The following is a 24,871-nucleotide window of genomic DNA, read 5'->3' on the forward strand; positions in this document are numbered from 1 at the left end:
GTTGGCCAGTCCTCGAAGCGGGTGTACGTCTGGACTCAGCCTATCCGCTCCGCTAGCCGCTCCAGCCTGGCACGGCCATGCGGACCGTCAGCGCGTGCTCGACCAGGTTGATCAGAGCGCTCTTCACGGAGTCCTTGGAGCGGGCGTCGAGGCGGATCAAGGGGATGTGCGGGGCGAGTGTCAGCGCGTCGCGCACCTCGGTGTCGCTGTGCAGATACTGACCGTCCCACCCGTTGACCCCCACCACGAAAGGCAACTGCGCCTCCTCGAAGTAGTCGATCGCCGGGAAACTGTCCGCCAACCGCCGCGTGTCGACCAGCACCACCGCACCGATCGCACCCCGCACCAGGTCATCCCACATGAACCAGAACCTGTGCTGACCCGGCGTACCGAACAGATACAAGATCAGATCCCGATCCAGCGACACCCGCCCGAAATCCATCGCCACCGTCGTCGTCGACTTCAACGGCGTCAGATTCAGATCATCGATCCCCGCCGAGGCGTCCGTCATGACCGCCTCCGTCGTCAACGGCATGATCTCCGACACCGCACCGACGAACGTCGTCTTGCCCACCCCGAAACCACCGGCCACCACGATCTTCGTCGAGGTCAGACCCGGGCTAGAGCCTGCGAAGTCCACTGAGCACCCTTTCAAGCAGAGTAACGTCCGGCCTACCCGCATCCAGCTGCGGCTGATGCACCCGGACCAGACCCTCGGCCGCCATGTCCGCGATCAGCACCCGCACCACACCCAGAGGAATCCGCAACAACGCCGACACCTCAGCCACCGACCGCACCTGACGGCACAACTGACTGATCGCCTGATACTCCGGCGTGATGTGCGAGAACTCCCGATGCTCCGCCGTCGCCGACGACACCAACGCCTCCATCGCCAGCTTCACCCGGGGGGCGGTCCGCCCGCCCGTCACGGCGTACGGGCGGACCGGGGAGCCGGGGTCGGCGGGCCGCTGGGGCGGCGCCGGCTGCGGTTGCGGCGGCTGCGGCTGCTGGTCGGGGTGCTGCTGGGGGTGATGGTCGGGCTGGGGCCGCTGCGGCCGGCCGCCGTTCCATCGAGGGTCGGTCACCTGCATCACCTGGACTGGGTGGCGCGCAGCTCGGCGCGCACGGCCGGGGTGAGCACCTGGCCCGCGCGATCGACCATCAACGTCATCTGGTACGCCACCAGACCCATGTCACAGTCCGGGGCGGCCAGCACCGCCAGGCACGAACCGTCACTGATCGACATGATCAGCATCAGCCCGCGCTGCATCTCCACGATCGTCTGATTGACCGCACCGCCCTCGAACACCCGGGCGGCACCCTGCGTCAGGCTCACCAGACCCGACGCGATGGCCGCCAGCTGGTCGGCCCGGTCCGGCGGGAAACCCGCCGAGGCCGCCAGCGGCAGACCGTCGGACGACACGACGACCGCGTGTGCGACGCCCGGCACGGTGCTGACGAAGTCGGTGATCAACCAGTCGACCCCCCGAGCCGCGTGGCTCAAGTCGTTCACGCGTCCTCCTCACTGTCACTGTTCCTGAGGTTCGAAGGGGCGGACGGGCCGGCGCCGGGTCCTCCCGGTGCGCCGGGCTGGAACGTCCTGCCCTCGGTGATGTCGTCACGCGCCGCCCTGAACCCCTGCTGGAAGCTCGACAGGCGGCTGCGCACCCGGTCCGGCGACACCGTCGGCATCGGCGTCACCCCCTTGGGGGCGGCGGAGCCACCGCCGGCCGACCCCGGGACGAGGTTCGCCTTCGGCACCCGTTTCGGCAGGCCCGCCGCCGTCGATCCGTCACGCACCGGTTCCACCACCGCCTTCGCCGCGCTCCAGCCCTCGTCCGCCTTGGACGGGCCCCAGCTCTCGCCGTTGCGTCCGAACCACGCCGACTCCACCGCCGCGAAGATCGGCAGGTAGTCGTCGCCCGACGAGGCCGGCGGCACCTGCGGGATCGGGTCCGTCGGGCCGGGCTCGGCGTCGGGGAGGTCGTACCTGGGCCGCGGCGGCGGGGCGGAGTCGTAGCTCCAGTCGTGCTGCTGCTGCTCGGGCACCGGCCGCCTGGGCAGGCTGTCGCCGTCCCATGACGGGCCGCGCTGCGGCGGCGGCGCCCACACGTCGGCGGCGTCGAACCCGGCGCGCGGCTCGACCGGCCACGGCGGCAGCGACGGCCACGAGTTGCCGGAATCGGGCACCGACGGGAAGGACGGATGCCCGGGGCCCATCTGGTACGGCGCCTGAGGCCAGTCGCCCAGCGGCGCGATCGGCGGGGCCGACCTGGGCGGGGCCGACATCGGCGGGACCAGGGGCGGGGCGGACATCGGCGGCGCCGGCATCGGCGGGGCCGACATCGGCATGGCCGGCTGCGGCCCGGCGAACGGCTCGTCCATGAACCCGCTGCCCGCCCCCGCGTACGCGGCGGGCTCAGCGCTGAGCAGCGACTCGGGCAGCAGCACCATGGCGGTGAGCCCGCCCGACGCGTGCGGGCGCAGCTGCACCCTGATGCCGTGGCGGTGCGCCAGGCGGGCCACCACGAACAGGCCCATGCGGCGCGACACCGAGACGTCCATGCTGGGGGCGTCGGCGAGGCGGTCGTTGGCCTGGGCCAGCTCCTCCGGGGTCATGCCGATGCCCGCGTCGGTGATGGAGAGCATCACGCCGCCGCCGTCGATGCGGCTGCCGGAGATCGTCACCCTGGTCTCGCGCGGGGAGAACGACAGCGCGTTCTCCACCAGCTCGGCCAGCAGGTGGATGACGTCGTTGACGGCCTGGCCCGCGACCGACACGCCGTCGGGCACCTGCAGGACGACGCGCTCGTAGTACTCCACCTCCGACAGGGAGGCGCGGGCGACGTCCACCAGCTTGACCGGCTGGCTCCAGCGGCGCGGCGGGTCCTGGCCGGCGAGCACCAGCAGGTTCTCGCTGTTGCGCCGCATGCGGGTGGCAAGGTGGTCCAGCTTGAACAGGTTCCCCAGACGCTCCTCGTCCTGCTCGCCCTGCTCCAGGCCGTCGATCAGGGTGATCTGCCGCTCGACCAGCGTCTGACTGCGCCGCGACAGGTTCACGAACATCGCGTTGACGTTGCTGCGCAGCCGGGCCTCCTCGCCCGCCAGCCGCACCGCCTCCCTGTGCACCTCGTCGAACGCCCGCGCGACCTCGCCGATCTCGTCGTGCGTGGTCACCCCGATCGGGGGCACCGAGGGGACGCCGCCGTCGCCGCTCTCGCGCAGCTTGCGCACGGTCTCGGGCAGGCGGCGGCCGGCCACCTCCAGCGCCTCGCCGCGCAGCTTGTGCAGCGGCCTGATGAGCGACCTGGCGATGAGCGAGATGATCGCGAGCACCACCACGAGCAGGATCAGGATGAGGACGCCCGAGACGAGCGCCGAGCGGTTGGCGGCGTCCTCCAGGGCGCGGGCGCGCAGGATCACCGAGGACGACAGCGCCTTCTCCACGCCGCGCAGCGCGTCGATCTTGCCGGTGCTGACGTCGAACCAGGTGGACACGTCCTTGTCGGACTTCGCGCCGACGGCGAGCGGCTTGCTCTCGGTGGCCTGCGCCATGGCCCGCATGCGGAACAGGTCGGTCTGGTCCACGTCGCGGCCGACGACGGTGTTGCGGTAGAGCTCCAGCTGGTCGAGGTTGGCCAGGGTGGCGAAGAGGGTCTCCTCGCTCTCCTCGCGGGCCTTGGCCGCGCTCAGCGCGTCGAGCTCGCCGCTGTCGAAGCCCTTCTTGTCGAGCGCGCTGGCCAGGATGCCGCGCTGCCTGGACGCCTGCTCCTTGGCCCGGCTGATCGCGGCCATGGCGGCGGCGCTGTGGGCGATGTCGTCGTCGATCGCCACCTGGCCGACCTGGTCGTGGAACTGGAGCAGGGTGGAGATGATCTGGGAGTACTTCTCGGTGGTCGGCAGCGGCTGGATGCGGCCCTTGACCGCCGTCTCGCGCAGGGTCGCGATCTCCTGCAGCCGCCGCAGCACCGGCCTGACGGCGTCGGCGTGGGTGTCCATGACCGCCTGGGCCCGTGCCTTGGCCTCGCCGATCAGGTTGTCCACCCCGTTGTACGTCGTCCGCAGCTCGGGTTCGCGTGCCTGGGGCCGGCCCTGCGCGATGAACAGGGCCGTCTGGTCGCGCTCGAAGGACAGCTCGTGCGTGACGGCCTCGAGCTGCTCGCTCAGCTCGGCGACCTCGCGCAGGGTCTGGTACGTGCTGGCGTCGCGGAGCGAGTTGATCACGTTGAGCCCGCCGAGCCCCACGGCAACGGCGGTGGGAACGACGATCAGCGCGACGAGGCGGGAGCGGACGTGCCAGTTCCCCAGACCGAATCTGTTCGATGAAGGTTTGGGCAGCCGTCGCTTCTGGTGCCCGTACGGCTCGCGGTCGGCGGACGCTTCTGCGTTCTGCGTTCTCACTTGCCTTCGCAACCTCTCGCCCTGGAGGGGGATTCTCGACGGCCATGCAGGTGAGTGCATGTGCGGGGGGCATGTGGGGCTATGTGCGGCTATTCGTACAATCCTGAACGAGGGTCATTTGAGCACACCAGTTGAGGATGACCAACCACCGATCGTGCTCACTTGGGGCATTTATCCCTAGCTGTCCGGAAACTGTGACAGAATTGGTTGACCCCGTGCGACCTGCTGAAACAGCAGCGCATTACGTCCGCAAACCCGATTTTCGGTCCGCAGATATGCGTGCTCGCGATCGCCTCATCCGTCACATCAGATCCCGCGGATCACCTCCTTGCGCAGTGGCCCACCAAGGGATCAAGGATCCCGGTAGCCCACAAACACCAAGATTCTTGTCTCGCGACAATTTTTTACGATATAGCGGTAATCCAGCATTGCAACATCAAGTGTTATCTTCGCGATTACTGATCCCTACGTAGGTGCTACGGTTCATCCCTGTTGTCCGTCAGGCGAACACCGCCCCGGGAGGCAAGCCGCCCGGTCCCCCCTATCGGCTCCACCCATCAAGGAAGGGAGTCCCTGACATGAGGCTTGGCCGTCTCGCCAGGGCCGCGATCATCGGGTTAGCAGTGACGCTTGGAGCCGCGGCGTGCAGCACCGGCGGCTCGACCGGCGCGAGCGCGCCGCCGTCGGCCGCGGCCGGCGGCCTGGAGAAGACGAAGCTGAAGATCGCTACCCTGCCGGCCATCGACAGCGCCGCGCTCTACGTCGCCATCGACCAGAAGCTCTTCGAGAAGGAGGGCCTGGAGGTCACGCCGCAGGTCGTGCAGGCCGCGCCCGAGGCGATCCCCATGCTGCTCAACGGCGAGATCGACGCGATGTTCGGCAACTACGTGTCGATGTTCCAGGCGCACGACAAGGGCACGCTGAAGGTGCGCATCCTCGCCGAGGGCTCGCGCGCCGCCCCCGACTCGCTCAGCATCATGGCCCTGCCCAACTCGCCCATCAAGACGGCCAAGGACCTCGAAGGCAAGACGATCAACGTCAACGTCCTGCACAACTTCCAGGAACTGGCGCTGACGCAGGTGCTGAAGGCCAACAACGTCGACCCGGCCTCGATCAAGTACGTCCAGGTGACGTTCCAGAACATCATGCCCTCCTGGAAGGGCGGCCAGATCGACGCCGCCTACCTCGGCGAGCCGATGGTCACCGCGGCCACCTCCCAGATGGGGGCCCGCAAGATCCTCGACCCGGCGTCCGGCCCCGCCGCCGAGTTCCCGATCTCCGGGTACGTCGGCACCCAGGACTGGTACGACAAGAACCCGAAGACCGCCGCGGCCTTCCAGCGGGCCATCCACAACGCCGCCAAGCTCATGGAGAACAACCGCGAGGTGGTGGCCAAGGTGCTGCCGACGTTCACGCAGATCGACGCGGCCACCGCGGCGACCGTGACGTTCCCGTTCTTCTCCAGCAGCGACAACCCGGTGCGGCTGCAGCGGGTGGCCGACTGGATGCTGGAGGCCCACTGGCTCACCAAGGCCATCGACGTCAAGTCCCTGATGTCGCCCACCACCTCGGGGTGAGCGCCACGACCCTGGCCCCCGCCCGTCCCGCGACCGCCCGCACCCGGTGGGCGCGCGGGGCGGCGGGGGCGATCGGCTTCGCCGCGCTGGTCGAGCTGGTGAGCCGCACCGGACTGGTCGACGCGGACTTCCTGCCGCCCGCGACGCTGATCGTGCGGCGCGCGTTGGCGCTGCCGGCCGACCCCGCCTTCCAGGGGCACGCGCTCACCAGCCTGCTCGCCTGGGCCGCCGGGCTCGGGCTCGCCGCCGTGCTCGCGGTGCCGCTCGGGCTGCTGCTGGGCAGCGTCCCCGTGATCGACGCCGCGACCCGCTCGGTGGTGGAGTTCCTGCGTCCCATCCCGTCGGTCGCGCTGATCCCGCTCGTCGCGCTCGTCCTCGGCACCGGCCTGCAGCTCCGGATCACCCTGGTCGTGTACGCCTCCCTGTGGCCGATCCTCTACAACACCATGTACGGGCTGCGCGAGGTGGACCCGGTGGCCAAGGAGTCGCTGCGGGCCTACGGGTTCGGGCCTGCGGCGGTGCTGCTGCGCGTCAGCCTGCCGTCGGCGGCGCCGTTCATCATGACGGGCGTGCGCCTGGCCGCCGGGGTGGCGCTGATCCTGACCGTCAGCACCGAGATCGTCGCCGGGCGGGGCGAGGGGATGGGCGTGTTCATCTTCTTCGCCGGCATCGCGGTGCCCGCGCGGATGACCGACATCCTGGCCGGGGTCTTCTGGGTGGGCGTGTTCGGCGTGCTGGTGAACGCCCTGCTCGTGGCCGTCGAGCGCCGCTTCTTCCGCTGGCACCACGTCGCGCGGGAGGCGGCATGAGCACGCGGGCGGGGACGACGCTGTTCCGGCTGGTCGTCCTGGCCGTGCTGGTGGCCGCCTGGGAGGCGGCGACCCGGGCGGCGGGCAGCCCGTTCTTCCCGCCGCCCTCGCAGATCGTGGCGCGCATGCACGCGATGTGGTTCTCCGGGCCGCCGGGCCGGCTGTTCCTCACCGACCCGGCCGTGGACAACATCCTGCCGAGCCTCGGCCGGATGGCCGCGGGCTACGCGGGCGGCGCCCTCGCCGGGGTGGCGCTCGGGCTCGCGGTCGGACTGTCCGCCCGCGTCTACGACTACCTGGACGGCGTGCTGCAGTTCTTGCGGGCGATACCGCCGCCGGCGCTCGTGACCGTGTTCCTGGTGGTGTTCGGCTTCGGGCTGCGGATGCAGCTCGCGTTCATCGTGTTCAGCATCGTCTGGCCGGTGCTGCTCAACACCGCCGACGGCGCCCGCTCCGTGGAGCCGCTGCACCTGCAGACCGGCCAGGTGTTCCGGCTGACGCGGGCCGAGCGGCTGTGGCGGGTCGTCGTGCCGTCGGCGCTGCCCAAGATGGTGGCGGGACTGCGGCTGGCGCTGTCGCTCTCGCTGATCGTCATGGTGTTCTCCGAGCTGCTGCCCGGCACGACCAACGGCATCGGGTTCCAGATCACCGACGCGTACGCGACGTTCGACCTGCCCGCCATGTGGGCGGGCATCGTGCTGCTCGGCGTCCTCGGCTACCTGCTCAACGAGCTGTTCCTCGTGGCCGAGCGGCGGGTGCTGGCCTGGCACCACGCGTCGTGAACCGTCACAGGCCCTCGCCGACGATCCGGGTGCGCGGCGGGTCGTGCGGGGCGGAGTCGATGCCCCAGGACGAGATCCGCACCGGCATGATCTCAACCCAGACCGGCTCGAACCCGTCCTTGAGCCGCTCGCCGCCCTCGGTGTGGACGCGTCCGAGCCCGTGGATGCTGAGGCCGCGCGGCCCCGACTCGGCGAAGTCGTCCACGACGAGCGCGACCTGCGGGTTGTCCTCGACCTGGCGGCGGTAGCGCCTGGGGCGGGCCGCGCCGGGCAGCACCCGGGAGCCGACGCCGATGACGCCGCGCTCCTCGTCGAGGTGGATCCGTACGGGCACGACGTGCGGCGCGCCGCCGGGGGTGGCGGTGGCCAGCCGCGCGAGATCGTGCTCGCGCAAGTAGGAGAGCTCTCGGTCACTGAATCCGTGCATCAGAACCCCTCACACCGGAGAGGGCCGAGCGTAGTTGGATAAAGAAGCTCCTATACCCAAAATCGCGAGATTTCATAACATCTGACTTTTGCGACCTGCCCTGACCTGCGACGACGCCGGAGCCTCCTTTCCCTCCCCGCCGGCCACGCCTCCCCGAGCGGCGCGGAACCCCCGGCGAGAGCGCCCGTCCCGCTTCCGCCCGAGGACGGCGCCGAGCGGGCCAGAGTAAGATCACGAGCGGAATAGCGAACGTTATAGGCATCTATTCCCGGCTTCGATAGAGTCGCCCTGCTGTCCCTCGACTCGCCCTGAGGAAATCCCTTGCTCGAGATTGACAACCTCTCCCACATCTACGGCGCGGGCGGACCGAACGCCCACCACGCCATCGAAGGGCTCAACCTGAGCGTTGCCGCAGGCGAGCTGCTGTGCATCGTCGGACCCTCGGGCGCGGGCAAGTCCACCCTGCTGCGCTCCATCGCGGGGCTCATCACGCCCTCGGGCGGCGAGGTCAGGATCGAGGGCGAGGTCGTGCGCCAGACGCCCGACAACCTGGCCGTCGTGTTCCAGGACTACAGCCGCTCGCTGTTCCCCTGGATGTCCGTCGAGGACAACGTGGCGCTGCCGCTGCGCCGCAAGAAGATGGACAAGCGCCAGCGCCGGGAGGCCGCGCAGGAGGCGCTGGAGTCCGTCGGCCTGGCCGACGCCGGACGCAAGTACCCCTTCCAGCTGTCCGGCGGCATGCAGCAGCGCGTCGCCATCGCGCGGGCGCTGGCGTACCGGCCCAGCCTCATGCTCATGGACGAGCCGTTCGGCTCCGTCGACGCCCAGACCCGCGAGGACCTGGAGGACCTGGTCCTCAAGGTGCGCGGGCACCACCAGATGACGATCGTGCTCATCACGCACGACATCGACGAGAGCGTCTACGTCGGCGACCGGGTCGTGGTGCTGTCGAAGGCGCCCGCCCACGTCGTGGGCGACCTCAAGGTGGACCTGCCGTCGCCCCGCGACCAGATCACCACCCGCGAGCACCCCGACTTCGTCCACCTGCGCGCCGAGGTCGGCCGCCTCGTCCGCGGCCACGCGACGGCGGACGCCCCCGAGGACGAACAGCCGGAGACCCCGGAGACCCCGGAGACGAAGCCTGCCAAGGCGACGGCCAAGCCCGCGAAGGCGAAGCCCACCGAGGACGCCGCCCCCACCAAGGACGCGGAGCCCACCGAGGCCGAGGACGGCGAGGCGAAGGACGGCGAGCCCGCAGAGGCCGAGGCCAAGAAGCCCGAGCCCGCAGTGGAGCCCGAGCCCGAGGCCAAGAAGCCCGAGGAGCCCTCCGACGCCCAGGCCAAGGAGACCGAGGCCAAGGACGCCGAGGAGCCCGCCGGCGCCCAGGCCGCAGAGGCAGTGGAAGCCGAGGTGAAGGCGGCCGAGCCCGAGGCCAAGGAGACCAAGGAGACCGAGGAACCCGCCGACGCCCAGGCCAAGGAGACCGAGGTCAAGGACGCCGAGGAACCCGCCGACGCCCAGGCCAAGGAGACCGAGGTCAAGGACGCCGAGGAGCCCGCTGACGCCCAGGGCGCGGAGGCCGTGGAAGCCGAGGTGAAGGCGGCCGAGACCGAGACCGCCGAGACGAAGACCGCCGAGACCGGCGACACCGGGGAGGGCGACGCCAAGGCTGCGGAGCCCGAGGCCGCCAAGGGCGACGAGAGCAACAAGCCGAGCAAGCCACGCAAGCCGCGCAGGCCCCGCAAGAAGGGCAAGCCAGGAGAGGCCGCCGCCTGAGACCGCCGGCCCGCCTCCCGGGAGGACGACCCCGGGAGGCGACGGCCCCGAAGACCGATGGTCCTGAAGACCGACGACGGGCTGCCCTGAAGACCTAACGATCCTGAAGACCGACGGCCCTGAAGACCGGTGGTCCTGGGACGGCAGACCCAGGAGACGGCGTGCTCAGGGGACCGCCGGCCGTGAGGGCGGTGGGTTGCGGAGACGGCGATGCCGCCGGAAGGAGCGCTTCCGGCGGCATCGGACGTTCCGGGCTAGGCCGGCATGTGCATGTGGCGCGTCAGCGCGTGCTCGACCAGGGTGATGAGCGTGGACTTCACCGAGTCCCTGGAGCGGGCGTCGAGGCGGACGATCGGCGTGTGCGAGCCGAGCGACAGCGCCTCGCGGATCTCCTCCTCCTGGTGGAGGAACTGGCCGTCCCAGCCGTTGATCCCGATGACGAACGGCAGCTTGGCCTCTTCGAAGTAGTCGATGGCCGGGAAGCTGTCGGCGAGACGGCGGGTGTCGACCAGCACGACCGCGCCGATGGCGCCGCGCACCAGGTCGTCCCACATGAACCAGAACCGGTGCTGGCCGGGCGTCCCGAACAGGTACAGGATCAGGTCACGGTCGAGCGAGACCCGGCCGAAGTCCATGGCCACGGTCGTGGTCGTCTTGTTCGGCGTGAGCGAGACGTCGTCGACGCCCGCCGACGCGTCGGTCATGACGGCCTCGGTGGTGAGCGGCAGGATCTCCGAGACCGCTCCCACGAACGTCGTCTTGCCCACGCCGAAGCCCCCGGCCACGACGATCTTCGTCGAGGTTAGGCCGGGGCTAGAGCCTGCGAAGTCCACTGAGCACCCTTTCGAGCAAGTTGAGGTCCGGCTTTCCGGCGTCCAGCGCAGGCTGGTGCACCCGGATCAGGCCCTCCGACGCCATGTCGGCGATCAGCACCCGGACCACGCCAAGGGGCTGGCGTAAAAGGGCGGAGATCTCGGCAACCGACCGGACGTTCCGGGTCAGCTGAATGATCGCCTGATACTCCGGACTGAGTAGGGAAATATCTTGGTATTCCGACGTCACGGAGGACACGAGGGCCTCCATGGCGAACTTCATCCGCGGCGCCGTGCGCCCCCCGGTCACGGCATACGGCCGTACCAGGGAACTCGGCTTCTGCGGACGGGGAGCCGCCGGATGCGGCGGAGTGCTATCACCAGCCCAACCCTGACCTGACACCATGATCTCCTGTCACCGCCCTCAGCGGGGGCGGGCCGCCTGCAGCTCGGCCCGCACGGCCGGCGTCAGAACTTGTCCCGCCCGTTCCACCAGCAACGTCATCTGGTAGGCCACGAGACCCATGTCACAATCGGGGGCCGCGAGCACCGCCAGGCACGAGCCGTCGCTGATCGACATGATCATCAACAGGCCCCGCTGCATCTCGATCACGGTCTGCGTGACCATGCCGCCCTCGAAGACCCGCGCGGCGCCCTGCGTCAAGCTGATCACGCCGGAGGCCACCGCGGCGAGCTGGTCGGCCCGGTCCTTGGGGAACCCCTCGGAGAAGGCCAGCGGCAGACCGTCGGACGACACGACCACCGTGTGAGCGACGCCCGGCACGTTGTTCACGAAGTCCGTGATCAACCAGCTTATACCGCGCGCTCCCTGGCTCAGTTCTCTCATTTGTCCTCCTCATTCTCTTCTCCGCGGGTGAAGGCACGGCCTTGGCGGACACCCTGCTGGAAGCTGGAGAGCCGGCTGCGCAACCGCTCGGGCGAGATCTGCGGCGCCGGTGACGTGACGGGCGGCTCGGCGAGGCTCGCCGTGCCCGGCACGAGGTTGGCCTTGGGGACGCGGCGCGGCAGGCCGGAGGGGGTGGTGCCGCCCTGGGCGGGCTCCGCCGCGGCCTGGGCCGCCTGGAACCCGGTGTCGGCGGGCGACGACCACGACGCGCCCGCGCCGGACTGGCCGGGCCTGCGCTGCGGCAGCGCCGGCCGGTCCCCGCGCTCGGCGGCGGGGGCGGGAGCGGGGGGCGCCACGGCGTCGGCCGGGATGGCCGGGTGCACTCCGGTGATCTCCGAGTCGCCCTCGGGCTCCAGCGCCTGGTCGACCTGCTCGGGGTCGGGCCTGCGGAACCAGTCGGAGCCGACCGACGAGAAGATCGGAAGGAACTCCTCGCTCTGCTCCTCCATGGGCGAGGTGCGCACCACGGGCAGGGGGCCCGTCAGGTCCTGCGAGGAGTACTCGCCGGGCCCGAAGGGGCTGAACCCGGAGTGACCGTTCTGCGAGAAGGCGTCGGCGGGCTTGGGCTCCTCGCCGAACGCGGACGGGCGGGGGTCCTCGCTGAAGATGGACGGGACGTCGCCGAACGCGGACTGGCGCGGCTCGGCCGGCTCGAACAGCGACCTGCGCGGCGCCTGGTCGCCGAAGCCGCCCCAGCCCGGCTCCTCCTTGTTCGCGGGCGGCTCGGTCGCGAACGACGGCCAGCGCGGCTCGTCGAGCGGCGGCGGCGTCTCCGCGAAGGAGGGCCAGCGCAGCTCGTCGTCATGGGCGGCGGGCGCCGCCGGCACGGGCGGCGCGGGCGGCGCGGCGGGCATGGGAGGCGCGGCCGGCTCGGGCGGCTCCTCGGCGAACGACGGCCAGCGCGGCTCGTCGGCGCCGACGGAGCCCCAGCGGGTCTCCTCCTGGGCGGGCGGCGGGGGCTGCTCGGCGAACGAGGGCCAGCGCGCGTCGTCCTGCGCCGCCGCGGCAGGGGAATCCTCGGCGATCGACGGCCAGTTGCCCGTGCCTGGCGCGGGCAGCGAGCCCGGCCACTCGGTGTCGACGGGCATCTGCGGCGGGGGCGTGTGGTAGCCGGTGCCGCCGTTGAGCGACGACTGGTCGAACATGGCGGCCGGGTCGAAGCTGGTGAACGCCTCGTACTGGCCGCCCTGCTGCGGTGCGCCCTGCGCGCCGGTGATCAGCATGTCGGGGACGAGCACCATGGCGCTCAGTCCGCCGGTCTCGCGCATCTTGAGCTGGACGCGGATGCCGTGGCGCAGGGCCAGGCGGCCGACCACGAACAGGCCCATGCGGCGCGACACCGCGACGTCCACGACCGGCGGGTTGGCCAGCCGCCAGTTGGCCTCGGCCAGTTCCTCGGGGCTCATGCCGATGCCCTGGTCGTTGATCGTCACGAGCATGCCGCCCTCGGCGGGGGAGCTGGTGACCTGCACCCTGCTCTCGCGCGGGGAGAACGAGATGGCGTTCTCGATCAGCTCGGCGAGCAGGTGGACGGCGTCGGTGACGGCGGGGCCGACGATCAGCGTGCCGGACGGGATCTGGATCTGGACGCGCTCGTAGTTCTCGACCTCGGAGAGCGAGGCGCGGGCGATGTCGACGAGCGGCACCGGCTCGCTCCACTTGCGCGCGGCCTCCTGGCCGGCGAGGACCAGGAGGTTCTCGCTGTTGCGCCGCATGCGGGTGGCCAGGTGGTCGAGCCTGAACAGGTTCGCCAGACGCTGCTCGTCCTCTTCGCCCTGCTCCAGGCCCTCGATGAGCTGGAGCTGCCGCTCGACCAGCGTCTGGCTGCGGCGGGAGAGGTTGACGAACATGGCGTTGACGTTGGCGCGCAGCTTGGCCTCGTCGCCGGCCAGCCGGATCGCCTCGCGGTGGACCTCGTCGAAGGCCCGGGCCACTTCCCCGATCTCGTCCCGGGTGCTGACGCCGATGGAGGGCACCTCGGGCACCTGCGCGCCGTCGCCGGACTCGCGCAGGATGCGGACCGTCTCGGGCAGCCTGCTGGTGGCGACCTCCAGCGCCTCGGCCCGCAGCTTCCGCAGCGGACGCACCAGCGAACCGGCGACCCGGGTGGTGATGACGAGGACCAGGACCAGCAGGACGAGGATCGTCGCGCCGGAGATGATGGCGTTGCGCTGCTCGGTGTCGCTCAGCTCGCGGGCCCGGGTCACGATCTGGGTGGCCAGCGTGTCCTCGACCTTGCGCATGGCGTTGGCGGTGAGGGTGGTGCTGTCGTACCAGAGGGTGAGGTCCCTGCGGGAGGTGACGTCGAGGTCCCTGATCCGGTTGTACTCGCGCAGCTGGGCGAGGGCGCGCTGGCGCATGGCGTCGGCGCGGTCGATGTCGATGCCGCGCACGCCCTTCCTGTACGCCTGGAGCGTGCGCACGTCGGCTTCCTGGTCGAAGGTGCCGAGCTCGGCCTGCTGCCGGTTCCAGGAGCCCAGGAAGTCGGACAGGTCGTCGTAGTCGAGGCTGCGCTCGATGAGGGCGACGATGAGGATGGCCTGCTGGCGCGAGACCTCCTCCTTGACCCGCTGGAGCGCTCCGAGGGCGGCGACGTCTCCCTGGAGGCGGTCGTCGGCGACGCCGTCGCCCAGGTCGCCCTGGACGCCCGACAGCACCTCGATCATCGTGGTGTACGTGCGGATGGCGGCTCGGGGCGGGGTGCTGCTGTTGCCCACGATCGAGTCGCGGAGGCTGTCCAGCCCGGTGAGCCACCGGTTCATGTTCCTGACGCTGGTCTGGATACGCGGCGAGTACGAGCTGTCGATGTCCGCCGCGGCGGCGAGCACCTGCTTCTTGGCCGCGTCGGACGCCTGGCGCTGCGTGCGCAGCTGGCTCAGGCGGCCCGCCCTGCGGTGGTCGGCGCCGTACCACGCGGTGAGCGTGCGCTCCTTGGCCAGCTCGTGGTTGAGCGCGCCGATGCGCTGCACCAGCTCGGCGACCTGGGTCAGGCGCCGGTACTCGGAGCTGGTGCCGATGGCGTTGGCGAGCTGCACACCCGCGAGGAGCACGCCCACGACGGTGGGGATGAGGATCAGCGCGATCAGCCTTGAGCGCACGCGCCAGTTCCCCAGCTGGAACCGCCCGCCTGTGTACTCCCCTGACTTGGTGTGCCGGGGGTTGTCCGTCCTCACTGACCCTCGCTACCTCTCGCCGAGACGTGCTCGAAAAAAAATCTGACACGCGTGGGGCGCATGGGATTCCGTCCGGCTGGGTAATTGGAACACAACCCGTACCAGATCGGCCAACCGTGCATATCCCATCAAATACGACCAAAGGTGCCCTTTAGGTCGCATATCGCCGCGCATGTTTTCAGGCGGGCCGGAACGAATCCCGTTCGGCCGGCGCCGCGTGCTTGACCATCAGGTGGCGGGTCACCGAGTACTCCTGCACCGCCTCCTGGCTCATGTCCTTGCCGAACCCGCTGCCCTTCACGCCGCCGTGAGGGGCCTCGCTGGCGATGGGCAGGTGGTCGTTCACCCAGGTCACACCCACGTCGAGACGGTGCGAGACGCGCATGGCGCGCGCCACGTCACGCGACCACACCGACGACGCCAGGCCGTAGCGGGTGTCGTTGGCCAGCCGGACCGCCTCGTCCTCGCCGTCGAACGGCAGGACCACCAGGACAGGACCGAAAATCTCGCCCTGGACGATCTCGCTGCCCTGTGCGACATCCGTCACAACGGTCGGCGGGTAGTAGAACCCTGGCCCTTCGGCCATCGCGCCGCCGTGGACCACGCGGCCGCCCGAGCGCGCGACGAACCCGTGCACCCGCTCCCGGTGGGCGGCCGAGATCAGCGGGCCGATGTCGGTGGCCGGGTCCCAGGGGTCGCCCACGGTGATGCCGGCGACGACCTCCCTGAACGCCTCCACCGCCGCCTCGTACACGGGCCTGGCGACGTAGACGCGGGTGGCGGCGGTGCAGTCCTGGCCGGTGTTGTACGTGGCCCCCATGGCCACGCCGCGGGCCATCTCGGCCAGGTCGGCGTCCTCGAAGACCAGGGCGGGGGCCTTGCCGCCGAGCTCCAGGTGCACCCGCTTGAGCGTGGTCGCGGCGCCCGTCATCACGGCGCGGCCGGTCTCCGTGGAGCCGGTGACGCTCACCATGTCCACGCCCGGGTCGGTCACCAGCGCCTGCCCGACGTCGGCGCCGCCGGTCACGGCCTGGACGAGCCCCTCGGGCGCGCCCGCCTTCGCGAACAGCTCGGCCAGGCGCAGCGTCGTGCGCGGCGTCTGCGGCGCCGGCTTGATCACCACGGCGTTGCCCGCCGCGACCGCCGGGCCGACCTTCCAGACGGCCATGATGAACGGGAAGTTCCACGGCGCGATCGACCCCACCACCCCGACGGGGCGGCGCAGCATGACCGAGGTGTAGCCGGCGCTGAACACGCCCGCGCCCGTGCCCTCCAGCGAGCGGGCGGCCCCGGCGAAGAACCGCAGGTTGTCGACCGCGAAGGGCAGCTCGCCGTCGCGGAACACCGCGGCCGGCTTGCCGGTCTCCTCGACCTCCAGCCTGGTCAGCTCCTCGGCGTCGGCCTCGACCAGGTCGGCCAGGCGCAGCAGCAGCCTGGCGCGTTCGGCGGGGGTGGTCTGTCCCCACTCGGCGTACGCGCGGCGGGCGGCCGCCACGGCGGGCGCCACGGCCTCGGCCGGGGTGTCGGGGACCTCCGCGACCGGGAGGCCGGTAGCGGGGTTGATCAGTTCGCGCATGGAAGTTCTTCGTCCCTGTGGTGCTTGTCGCCGGCCGGAGCCGTCAGTTCTGGCCGAGCTGCTCGATGAGGTCGGCGGCCTTGCGCAGGCCGTCGCGCCGGCGGATCTCCTCGCCCACGGCGACGAGCCTGGAGCGCAGCTCGGTGTCGCCGAGCAGCCGCTCCACGGCGCCCGTGAGCTCGTCGTCGGTGAAGCCGTAGGTGGAGAGCCTGACGCCGTAGCCGAGCTCGTGCACGCGCTGGGCGTTGTCGTACTGGTCCCAGAACAGCGGCAGGAGGATCATCGGCTTGCCGAAGTGGATCGCCTCGGTGGTGGTGTTGTTGCCGCCGTGGGTGATGACGAGGTCGCAGAGCGGGATGATCTTCGTCTGCGGCACGAACTCGGCGCCCCACATGTTGTCGGCGAGCTTGATCTCCTCGTGCAGCGGGCCCTTGGAGACGATGTACCGGTGCGGCGTGGTGGCCAGCACGTCGATCACGCGCTGCATGAGCTCCACGTCGGAGGAGCCGAGCGAGCCCAGCGAGAAGTACACGAGGGAGCCCTCGCCGCGCTCGAAGGGCAGCTCGAAGTCCTCGTCGGTCTCGCGCACGGACGAGTCGAGGCGGTGCCAGGAGGGGCCGAGCGGGCGGGCGTCGACGTAGTCGAGCGCCTCGGGGTACACGTAGAGGTTCAGGTCGCCCTCGTGGATGAAGTCGAGATCGGGCAGCGGCCGCGTGCCCTGCTCGACGCACCACTCGTTGAAGGCGCTCCACAGCTCACGGTGGGTGCGGTCGTACTCGGCGCGGAAGGCGTCCCACTCGGCGCGGTCGTCGGCGGACAGGCCGGAGAAGACCGGGGCGACGTTCTCGCCGCGCATCTCCAGCGGGTTGCAGGAGACGATGCGGACGAACTTCTTACCCGTGGTCAGCAGCGCGGGGAACGTGATGACGTTGTCCTCGACGACGACATCCGGCCGCACGCGCTCGATGATGGCCTTGAGCTGCGGCTCGCAGTACTTGACGCCGTCGATCAGCGACTCCCAGATCGGCTTGGTGACGGTCTCGAGCTGCTCCAGCGTGCTCTTGCGGTACTCGGGCGCGGTCTCGCGGATGAAGTCCTTCCAGAACTGGCCCGGGTCCTGCTCCTCGGCGTCCTCCGCGGGGGGCGCGAGATCGACGAGGTCCTCCTCGAAGCCGAGCGCCTCGAGCTTGCCCTTCCAGGACGCCTCCGCCGCGAAGACCACGCGGTGGCCGCGGCGGCGCAGGATGTCGCCGATGCCGATGCAGTTGTTGGTCGGCCCGTAGGCGCTTTCAGGCATGAACAGGATGGTGAGAGACATCGAGCCCTCCGGGGCACTAGCGAATTGAAGAGGAATTCAAATACTCATCTAGCGGGAAGGTCAACTTCGCGGCACTATGGTCACGACTAACTGAACGGCAGCAGAACGAGTGAAGGTGGTGGGCGTGGCTCAGCGCAAAAGCCGTAACGACCGGCGCATCGACCTGATCGAGGCGGCGCGCAGGGCCATCATCCGGCACGGCGTCGACGGCGTGCAGCTCTCGCACGTCGCGGAGGAGGCCGGTCTGACCTCCGGCGCCGTGCTCTACCACTACCCCGACCTGGGCGAGCTGCTGGTCGAGGCGCAGCACTCGGGCATGGAGCGCTTCTACGAGCAGCGGCTGCGCCAGCTCTCGTCCCTCACCGACCCGGTCAGGAAGCTCGTCGTCACCATCAGGTCGGGCCTGCCCACCGGGCCGCTCGACCCGGACGTCCGCCTGCTCAACGAGCTCGGCGGCGCCGCGGGCCGGCACCGCGTGTACGGCGTGCTGCTCACGTCGCTCTACGACCGCCAGGTGTCGATGTACCAGGCGATCCTGGACACGGGGGCGGCGCTGGGCGTGTTCAGGCTCAGCGCCGACTCCCTGACGATCTCGCGCAACCTGGTGGCGCTGGAGGACGCCTACGGCTACCGCATCACCGCCAGGCACCCCCTGATCGGCCCGGCCGAGGCGGCCGAGCTGATCCTGTCGTACGCCCGCACGGCGACGGGCAACGACCTCTGTCATTGACCCGCCGCCGCCATGATGACGGCGTCCTCGGCGTTCCAGCGCACCTTCACCTTGGCGCCCTGCTTCATCTTGCCGGCTCCCTGCACGGCGGCCAGCACGGGCCTGTCGCGGCCCTCCACCTCCACCGAGATGTGGGAGACGCCGCCGTAGAAGCTGACGTCGAGGACGGTGCCCTTGAAGCCGCGGGCCGCGCTCTCGTCCACGAGCTCGACCTTCTCGGGCCGGACGGCCAGGAGCGCCTCCGCGTCCGCCTCCAGCTCCTCCAGGGGCGTGCCGGGCAGCATGCCGAACTCGGCGCTCTTGAGCCCGTCCAGGCCGCTCGCGGTGCCGCGGAAGATGTTGTTGGCTCCGACGAAGTCGGCGACGAACGGCGAGCGGGGCCGCTCGTACAGCTCGATCGGCTCGTCCACCTGGCGCACGCTGCCGCTGTCGAAGACCGCGATGCGGTCGGCCAGCGACATGGCCTCCTCCTGGTCGTGCGTGACGACCACGAACGTGATGCCGACCTCGTTCTGCAGCCGCTTGAGCTCCAGCTGCATGTCCGCCCTGACCTTCTTGTCCAGGGCCGACAGCGGCTCGTCCAGCAGCAGCAGGCGGGGCCGCTTGACGATGGAACGCGCCAGCGCCACCCGCTGGCGCTGGCCGCCGGAGAGCTGGTGCGGCTTCCTGTCGCCGTGCGCCGACAGGCCGACCGTCTCCAGCACCTCGCCGACCCGCTGCTTGATCTCCTGCCGGGGCAGCCGCTCCCGCTCCAGCCCGTACGCCACGTTCTTGGCGACCGTCATGTGCGGGAACAGGGCGTACGACTGGAACATCAGGCTGATGGGACGCCGGTTCGGCGGCTTGGCCAGCAGGTCCTCGCCGTCGAGCGTGACCGTGCCCGCGTCGGGGGTCTCGAAGCCCGCGATGATGCGCAGCAGCGTCGTCTTGCCGCAGCCCGACGGCCCGAGCAGCGCGAAGAACTCGCCCTGGCCGATCTCCAGCGACACCTCGTCCAGCGCGGTGACGTCGCCGAACCTGCGCGTCACCCCGTCAATCTTGAGCACGCGTCTCCCCGATCTTGGTCAGGCGCTGCCCCGCGATCACGGCCGTGAAGCTCACGAGGAGCAGGATCGCGGCCAGCGCGTTGATCTTCGGGGTCACCCCGAAACGGATCATCGAATAGATGACGATCGGCAGCGTCTGGTCGCTGTTGCCGACCGTGAAGAAGGCGATCACGAACTCGTCCAGCGACAGCGTGAACGCCAGCAGGGCGCCCGCCACGATGCCGGGCAGGAGCTGCGGCAGCGTGATCCGCATGAACGTGGACACCGGGCCCGCCCCGAGATCACGGGAGGCCTCCTCCAGCGACGTGTCGGCGTTCGTCAGCCGGGTGCGCACCACGGCCGCCACGAACGCCATCGAGAACAGGCCGTGGGCGAGGATCACCGAGTGCAGGCCCAGCGTCATCTGGATCATGCCGTAGAAGACCAGCAGGCCGATGGCGAGCACCAGGTCGGGCAGCACGGCCGGCATCAGCGCCAGCGCGTCGAGCAGCTTCGAGCGGGTGTGCCTGGCCAGGCCGACGGCCAGCAGGGTGCCCAGCACGGTGGCGATCACCGTGGAGCCCGCGGCCACGATCAGCGTGTTGACCAGGCCCTCCCTGATCCGCTCGTCGCCGGCCAGCTCGCCGTACCACTTCAGGCTGAAGCCCTCGTAGGTGTAGACCGACTTGCCCGAGTTGAACGACATCAGCACGAGCACGACGATCGGCAGGTACAGGAAGACGTACGTGGCCCAGAACGGCACGTACAGGAGTCTCGGCCTACGCACGGCGGGCCGCCCAGGACTGCACGAGCAGGAGCACCACGAGCACCGCGACGAGCGCCAGCGCCAGCGTCGAGCCGAACGGCCAGTCGCGCGCCGACAGGAACTGGTTGCGGATCAGGTTGCCCACCATCACGGTCTTGTTGCCGCCGAGCATCTCGGGGATGACGAAGTTGCCGAAGCTCGGCACGAACACGAACAGGCAGCCCGTCATCACGCCGGGCAGCGTCAGCGGCAGCGTCACCTTGCGGAACGTGGTGAAGGCCGACGCGCCCAGGTTGGCCGACGCCTCGCGCAGCTGCGGGTCGAGCTTCTCGATCGTCGCGTACAGCGGCAGCACCATCAGCGGCAGGTACGAGTAGAGCAGCCCGGCGACGATGGTGCCTTCCTTGTACAGCAGCTCCAGCTTGGTCCCGAGCAGCGAGTTCACCACGCCGGGGCCGCTGAGCAGCATGATCCAGGCGTAGACCCGGATGAGGAAGTTCGTCCAGAACGGCAGCACGATCGCCACGAGGGCGGCGGTCTTCCACCGGTTCGGGAGCTGCGCGATCAGGTACGCCGTCGGGTAGCCGACGAGCAGCGCGATCAGCGTCGTCACCGCGGCGATGCGCAGCGAGGTGCCGAGGACGCCCAGGTAGAGCGGGTCGACGAGCCGGGAGAAGTTCTCGGTGGTGAACTCGTACACCACGCCGCCGAAGCGCCCGCGCTGGAAGACCGTGTAGCTCACCATCAGGCCGAGCGGCACCAGGAGCAGCACGATCAGGTACGTCAGGCCCGGCGAGAGGAAGACGAACGCGCCCAGCCGGCGTCCTCGGGACGCCGGCCGGGCCTTTGCTTCTGACTTCACGATGTGCCTACGACTACTTGCTTACGACTGAGCCTTGATCTCTTCCGCGAGCCGCGTGTACTTGGTCGAGGCCTGGCCCAGGTCGATGAGCGACTCGCCGTTGAGCAGCTCGGCGGGCTTGATGCCCAGCAGCGAGCCCGGCGAGATGGTCACCTTGTCCATGGCGGCCTTGTTCGGGACCTTGTAGTTGATGTTCTCGGCGGCCCAGCGGTGGATCTCGGGGTCGAGGATGTAGTTGATGAAGGCGTGCGCGGCCTCCTTGTTCTTGGAGGACTTCATGATCACCATGGTGTCCACCCAGAGGTCGCTGCCCTCCTTCGGCACCTCGAACTTGATGTTCTGCTTCTCGTCCGTGGTGGGGCACCAGCCGTCCCACGCCTCGACCATGACGGCCTCGCCGCTCTTCAGCCGGTCGCCGAAGGTGGTGTCGTCGTAGGCCAGCAGGTGCGGCTTGGCGTCCAGGAGAAGCTGCTTGACCTTCTCGATCTCCTCGTCCTTCTCGGTGTTGACCGAGTAGCCGAGCGCCTTGAGCGCCGGCAGGGCCAGCCAGCGCTCGGTGGTCATCATGGTGACCTTCTTGTCGGCCCAGGACGGCGGCTTGAGGATGTCGTTCCAGCTGGTCGGCTTCGCCTTCACCAGGTCGCTGCGGTAGCAGATGCCGGTGGTGCCCCAGGTGTAGGGCACGGAGTACTTGTTGCCCTTGTCGTACGAGAGCTGCGTGGCCTCCGGGTAGAGGTTGGCCAGGTTCGGGATCAGCTCGGGGTGGATCGGCTCCAGCAGGCCCTGGGCGTTGAGCGCCTGGGCGTACTGGCCGGACACGAACGCCACGTCGATGCCGCTGTCGCCGCCGGCCGTCAGCTTGGTCATCGCCTCCTCGTTCGTGGCGTGGAGCGTGACCTCGACCTCCGAGACCTTGAGCTTCTCCTTGGCCTTCTCGGGCAGTTCCTTCGGCGTGTAGCCGTCCCAGACCGTGATCTGCAGCTTCTGCTTCGACAGGTCGGCGTTGGGCTTGAGGTCGGCTGCCGCTGCGCTCGTGCCGCCTGAACTGTTCGACGACTCACCACCGCACGCCGCGGCGGCGAGCGCTAGGCCGGCCACCGCCACGGCGGCCGGAAGACGACTGGTGAACCGGGTACGGGACACGGCCGCTACTCCTTCTGGATTGCGATGTACAAGGGGTCGCGCGACCAAGGCGGCACGGCAGACCAGACCAGGAGTGTTGCAGCAGAAATCAACATGGGCAAGACTTTTCCCGACATTGCTACCTGGAAGTTTGGTCCAGCAGTTGAATTGGGATTCAATAACCAGCCGGTTGCTCTCTCTGGGTGAGAAGCCACTCACCGCGCGAGATCGCGGCATCACCGCCGCGCTCCTGCCGCTGTTGGCGGGGGACGTGCCGCATCCCCTTGCGGTACGCCGTTTCCGCGCGCTGCCCACCCTCTCGTACGATCCTGGGAGTCCGCACACCGGGGTGCCGGCTGAACGCGACTTCGGACCCCATGTCGACCAGACCAACTACTCGGTGGTGGTGGCCGAGCAGGTGGTGGTCAAATGGCTCACTCCGCCTGTTCCTCTCCCTCATCCGGCACCCGAGCTGCTCGCTCATCTCGTTGAGGCAGGATTCAACGACACGGCTCCCCCTTACGCGGCCCTGACTCTGTTTGACAAGGGCCGGGAACTGCTCGTCGCGCTCGTCACCGGATACCTGCCGGAGGCGAGGGACGGCTGGGAGTGGTGCGTGGACGACGCCGAGGCGGACGAGACGGCCTTCGCCGCCGACCTCGGCCGCCTCACCGCCGACCTCCACCTCGCCCTGTCCACCTACCCGGCCCCCACCCCGGCATCTGCGGGCCACTCCCCCGGGCCCTCCCCGGCGCCCTCCCCCACGAGCTCCTCCGGGCCCTCCTCCGCGAGCTTCCCTGAGGGCGGGGAGGCGGGGAGCCAGGGCGGGGGGCTGCTGGCCAGGGCCGAGGAGGCGCTGCGCGAGGCGCTGGAGCTGACCGACGGCGACGACGGCCGCTGGCTCGCCGCCCACGCGGAGACGCTGCGGGCCGGCCTCGCACCGCTCGCCACCCCAGCCAGGGGCACAGTGACAAGCGCAGCGACGGGCACAGCGGCGGGCGCGGCGACGGGCACAGCGGCGGGGGCGCTCATCAGGATTCATGGTGACCTGCACGTCGGCCAGATCCTGCGCTGGCGCGACGGCTACGCGGTCATCGACTTCGACGGCAACCCGACCGTCGCCGGCGCCCAGCCGTACCAGCCCGCCGCGCGTGACGTCGCGCAGCTCGCCACCAGCCTGGAGCACGTCGCCCAGGTGGCGATCCTGCGCCGCGGCGTGCCCGCCGGCCGCGCCACGGCCTGGGCGGCGCGGGCGCGCGCCCTGCTGCTCGACGCCTACCGCGGCAGGCTGGCCGCGCGCGGCCGGCCCGACCTGCTGGACGAGTCCCTGCTGCGCCCCTTCGAGATCGAGCAGGAGTGCCGCGAGCTGATCTACGCGGCCCGCCACCTGCCCCGCTGGCGCTACGCCCCCATGGGCGTGCTGCGCACCTGGTACCCCGAGGAGACCCCGTGAACCCCGAGCTGTTCCTGTCCGACCTGGAGGCCAAGCCCGCGGCGCTCGCCGCCCTGGCCGCGTCCCTGGAGGCGGACGACCCGTTCGCCGCGCTGCCCGGAACCGTGCGCAGGGTGGTGTTCCTCGGCATGGGCAGCTCCCGCTACGCCGCCGGCGTGGCCGCGCTGCGCCTGCGCGCCGCCGGGATCGACGCCTACGCCGAGTACGCGTCGGCCGCCGCGGCCTTCCCCGCCTCACCGGAGACGCTGGTCGTGCCGATCTCGGCGACCGGCGGCAGCAGGGAGACCCTGGACGCCACCGCGAGGTACGCGGGCGGCCCGTCGTTCATGGCGGCGCTCACCAACGTCCCCGGCTCCCCCCTGACCGAGCACGCCGACCTCGTGGTGCCGATGCGGGCGGGCGAGGAGCGCGGCGGGGTGGCCTGCCGGACGTTCCAGCACACTCTGGCGCTGCTGCTGGCGCTGGAGCGGCGTCTCACCGGCGCCGGCCCGGACGTCCCCGGCCTGCTGCGCAGGAGCGCCGAGGCCACCGCCGACCTGCTGGAGCGCAGGGACGAGTGGCTGCCGCTCACCCTGGAGCTGCTCGACGGCCCGCACGGCGTCTACGCGGTCGCGCCCGCCGAGCGGCTGTCGTCGGCCGAGCAGTCGGCGCTGATGCTGCGCGAGGGCCCGCGCCGCGCCGCCGACGCCTGCGAGGCGGGCGACTGGTCGCACGTGGACGTCTACCTCACCAAGACGCTCGACTACCGGGCGCTGCTCTTCCCCGGCTCCCGCTACGACGAGCAGGCGATGGACTGGGTCAGGCAGCGCGGCTCCACCGTCGTCACGGTGGGCGGCGAGGTCAAGGACGCGGCGGCGGCCGTCCGCTACCCGCACGACGACGACCCGGCGGTCGCGCTGCTCACCGAGACCCTGGTGGCCGAACTGGTCGCCGCCTACTGGTGGGGCGCCCAGTCGTAGGACCCGCGGCCTAGAGCCTGCGCAGCCCGATGAGGACGCGTTCCAGCAGCCTCCTGTCGGGCAGGCCCGCGTCGAGCTGGGGCTGGTACACCCGTACCAGCCCCTCCGCCTCCATGTCGGCGACCAGCACGCGCGCCACCCCTAGCGGGACGTTCAGCAGCGCGGAGATCTCCGCCACCGACCGCACCTGGCGGCACAGCTCGCTGATCGCGCGGTACTCCCGCGTGTACGCCATGCCGAGCTGCGCCGACGTCGCCGACGACACCAGCGCCTCCATGGCGAGGCCGGTGCGCGGAGCGGTGCGTCCGCCGGTGACGGCGTACATCCGGACCAGCGAGCTGCGCTCGGGCTCCGGCTCCCCGTCATGCCACGATGTCAACGTCCGCTCCCCTCAGG

Annotated in this window: 23 protein-coding genes; 7 read left to right on the plus strand and 16 right to left on the minus strand. The window is 70.4% G+C overall.

From position 1 onward, the window contains the following. Positions 1-52 precede the first annotated feature (52 nt). The 4 genes from BMX74_RS21610 to BMX74_RS21625 are packed head-to-tail and all read right to left on the minus strand — an operon-like array spanning position 53 to position 4,401. Positions 53-613 (minus strand): GTP-binding protein, encoded by a 561-nt coding sequence (locus tag BMX74_RS21610; protein ID WP_055507558.1) that lies wholly within the window; start codon positions 611-613, stop codon positions 53-55. A 7-nt stretch (positions 614-620) separates the two neighbouring features. Then, positions 621-1,091, minus strand: coding sequence for a DUF742 domain-containing protein (locus tag BMX74_RS21615; protein ID WP_055507233.1), 471 nt, complete (start codon positions 1,089-1,091; stop codon positions 621-623). Then, on the minus strand, positions 1,091-1,513 hold the full coding sequence (locus BMX74_RS21620; protein ID WP_055507231.1) for a roadblock/LC7 domain-containing protein: 423 nt from the start codon (positions 1,511-1,513) through the stop codon (positions 1,091-1,093). The genes BMX74_RS21615 and BMX74_RS21620 overlap by 1 nt, the downstream gene beginning before the upstream one ends. Beyond that, the gene (locus BMX74_RS21625; protein WP_177227461.1) at positions 1,510-4,401 is read right to left on the minus strand and encodes a sensor histidine kinase; all 2,892 of its coding nucleotides are present in this window, start codon (positions 4,399-4,401) and stop codon (positions 1,510-1,512) included. Before BMX74_RS21625 ends, BMX74_RS21620 begins: the two co-directional genes overlap by 4 nt. Before the next feature lie 578 nt (positions 4,402-4,979). Between BMX74_RS21625 and BMX74_RS21630 the strand changes: the two genes are divergently transcribed. The 3 genes from BMX74_RS21630 to BMX74_RS21640 are packed head-to-tail and all read left to right on the plus strand — an operon-like array spanning position 4,980 to position 7,569. Next, on the plus strand, positions 4,980-5,978 hold the full coding sequence (locus BMX74_RS21630) for an ABC transporter substrate-binding protein (protein WP_091102411.1): 999 nt from the start codon (positions 4,980-4,982) through the stop codon (positions 5,976-5,978). Continuing rightward, on the plus strand, positions 5,975-6,787 hold the full coding sequence (locus BMX74_RS21635) for an ABC transporter permease (protein WP_177227462.1): 813 nt from the start codon (positions 5,975-5,977) through the stop codon (positions 6,785-6,787). Before BMX74_RS21630 ends, BMX74_RS21635 begins: the two co-directional genes overlap by 4 nt. After that, entirely contained in the window at positions 6,784-7,569 is a 786-nt protein-coding gene (locus BMX74_RS21640; RefSeq protein ID WP_055507225.1) for an ABC transporter permease, read from the plus strand. The genes BMX74_RS21635 and BMX74_RS21640 overlap by 4 nt, the downstream gene beginning before the upstream one ends. Positions 7,570-7,573: 4 nt before the next feature. Here BMX74_RS21640 and BMX74_RS21645 read toward each other — a convergent pair whose 3' ends face one another. Beyond that, a complete protein-coding gene (locus BMX74_RS21645; RefSeq protein WP_082535455.1) occupies positions 7,574-7,996 on the minus strand; it encodes a pyridoxamine 5'-phosphate oxidase family protein in 423 nt (140 codons plus the stop codon). Positions 7,997-8,317: 321 nt separating this feature from the next. On the opposite strand from BMX74_RS21645, the gene BMX74_RS46500 reads away from it, so the two are divergent. After that, entirely contained in the window at positions 8,318-9,772 is a 1,455-nt protein-coding gene (locus BMX74_RS46500) for an ABC transporter ATP-binding protein (RefSeq protein WP_337959857.1), read from the plus strand. A 254-nt stretch (positions 9,773-10,026) separates the two neighbouring features. Here the strand turns inward: BMX74_RS46500 and BMX74_RS21655 are convergent, their stop codons facing one another. The 6 genes from BMX74_RS21655 to BMX74_RS21680 form a co-directional block, all read right to left on the minus strand. Continuing rightward, positions 10,027-10,605: a GTP-binding protein gene (locus BMX74_RS21655; protein WP_055507221.1), complete on the minus strand. Its 579-nt coding sequence runs from the start codon at positions 10,603-10,605 to the stop codon at positions 10,027-10,029. Beyond that, positions 10,586-10,990 carry a DUF742 domain-containing protein gene (locus BMX74_RS21660; RefSeq protein WP_055507219.1) on the minus strand — a complete coding sequence of 135 codons (405 nt, stop codon included), beginning with the start codon at positions 10,988-10,990 and terminating at the stop codon, positions 10,586-10,588. Before BMX74_RS21660 ends, BMX74_RS21655 begins: the two co-directional genes overlap by 20 nt. 18 nt (positions 10,991-11,008) lie before the next feature. Then, a complete protein-coding gene (locus BMX74_RS21665) occupies positions 11,009-11,431 on the minus strand; it encodes a roadblock/LC7 domain-containing protein (RefSeq protein WP_055507217.1) in 423 nt (140 codons plus the stop codon). After that, positions 11,428-14,589 (minus strand): sensor histidine kinase, encoded by a 3,162-nt coding sequence (locus BMX74_RS21670; protein WP_177227464.1) that lies wholly within the window; start codon positions 14,587-14,589, stop codon positions 11,428-11,430. The genes BMX74_RS21665 and BMX74_RS21670 overlap by 4 nt, the downstream gene beginning before the upstream one ends. Before the next feature lie 253 nt (positions 14,590-14,842). Beyond that, complete coding sequence (locus tag BMX74_RS21675) at positions 14,843-16,240, minus strand: aminobutyraldehyde dehydrogenase (protein ID WP_055507213.1); 1,398 nt, start codon at positions 16,238-16,240, stop codon at positions 14,843-14,845. A 43-nt stretch (positions 16,241-16,283) separates the two neighbouring features. After that, positions 16,284-17,537, minus strand: coding sequence for a glycosyltransferase (locus BMX74_RS21680; RefSeq protein ID WP_256257064.1), 1,254 nt, complete (start codon positions 17,535-17,537; stop codon positions 16,284-16,286). A gap of 145 nt (positions 17,538-17,682) precedes the next feature. On the opposite strand from BMX74_RS21680, the gene BMX74_RS21685 reads away from it, so the two are divergent. Further along, positions 17,683-18,288, plus strand: coding sequence for a TetR/AcrR family transcriptional regulator (locus BMX74_RS21685; RefSeq protein WP_055507547.1), 606 nt, complete (start codon positions 17,683-17,685; stop codon positions 18,286-18,288). Here the strand turns inward: BMX74_RS21685 and BMX74_RS21690 are convergent. From BMX74_RS21690 to BMX74_RS21705, 4 genes are read right to left on the minus strand one after another with little or no spacing between them, the layout of a single operon-like run. Then, on the minus strand, positions 18,282-19,334 hold the full coding sequence (locus tag BMX74_RS21690) for an ABC transporter ATP-binding protein (protein WP_055507209.1): 1,053 nt from the start codon (positions 19,332-19,334) through the stop codon (positions 18,282-18,284). The genes BMX74_RS21685 and BMX74_RS21690 overlap by 7 nt on opposite strands. Next, a complete protein-coding gene (locus BMX74_RS21695) occupies positions 19,321-20,100 on the minus strand; it encodes an ABC transporter permease (protein WP_055507207.1) in 780 nt (259 codons plus the stop codon). Before BMX74_RS21695 ends, BMX74_RS21690 begins: the two co-directional genes overlap by 14 nt. Further along, positions 20,093-20,941: an ABC transporter permease gene (locus BMX74_RS21700; RefSeq protein WP_236715035.1), complete on the minus strand. Its 849-nt coding sequence runs from the start codon at positions 20,939-20,941 to the stop codon at positions 20,093-20,095. Before BMX74_RS21700 ends, BMX74_RS21695 begins: the two co-directional genes overlap by 8 nt. Positions 20,942-20,962: 21 nt before the next feature. Then, positions 20,963-22,084, minus strand: a complete 1,122-nt coding sequence (locus BMX74_RS21705) for a polyamine ABC transporter substrate-binding protein (RefSeq protein ID WP_082535453.1) — start codon at positions 22,082-22,084, stop codon at positions 20,963-20,965. 328 nt (positions 22,085-22,412) lie between these two features. Between BMX74_RS21705 and BMX74_RS21710 the strand changes: the two genes are divergently transcribed. Continuing rightward, positions 22,413-23,516, plus strand: a complete 1,104-nt coding sequence (locus tag BMX74_RS21710) for a hypothetical protein (protein WP_091102418.1) — start codon at positions 22,413-22,415, stop codon at positions 23,514-23,516. After that, entirely contained in the window at positions 23,513-24,475 is a 963-nt protein-coding gene (locus BMX74_RS21715; RefSeq protein ID WP_055507201.1) for an SIS domain-containing protein, read from the plus strand. The genes BMX74_RS21710 and BMX74_RS21715 overlap by 4 nt, the downstream gene beginning before the upstream one ends. A gap of 10 nt (positions 24,476-24,485) precedes the next feature. On the opposite strand, the gene BMX74_RS21720 is transcribed toward BMX74_RS21715, so the two are convergent. Continuing rightward, positions 24,486-24,800, minus strand: a complete 315-nt coding sequence (locus BMX74_RS21720; protein ID WP_236715052.1) for a DUF742 domain-containing protein — start codon at positions 24,798-24,800, stop codon at positions 24,486-24,488. Positions 24,801-24,871 lie beyond the last annotated feature (71 nt).

The organism is Nonomuraea pusilla (assembly GCF_900109355.1).
Taxonomy (GTDB): Bacteria; Actinomycetota; Actinomycetes; order Streptosporangiales; family Streptosporangiaceae; genus Nonomuraea; species Nonomuraea pusilla.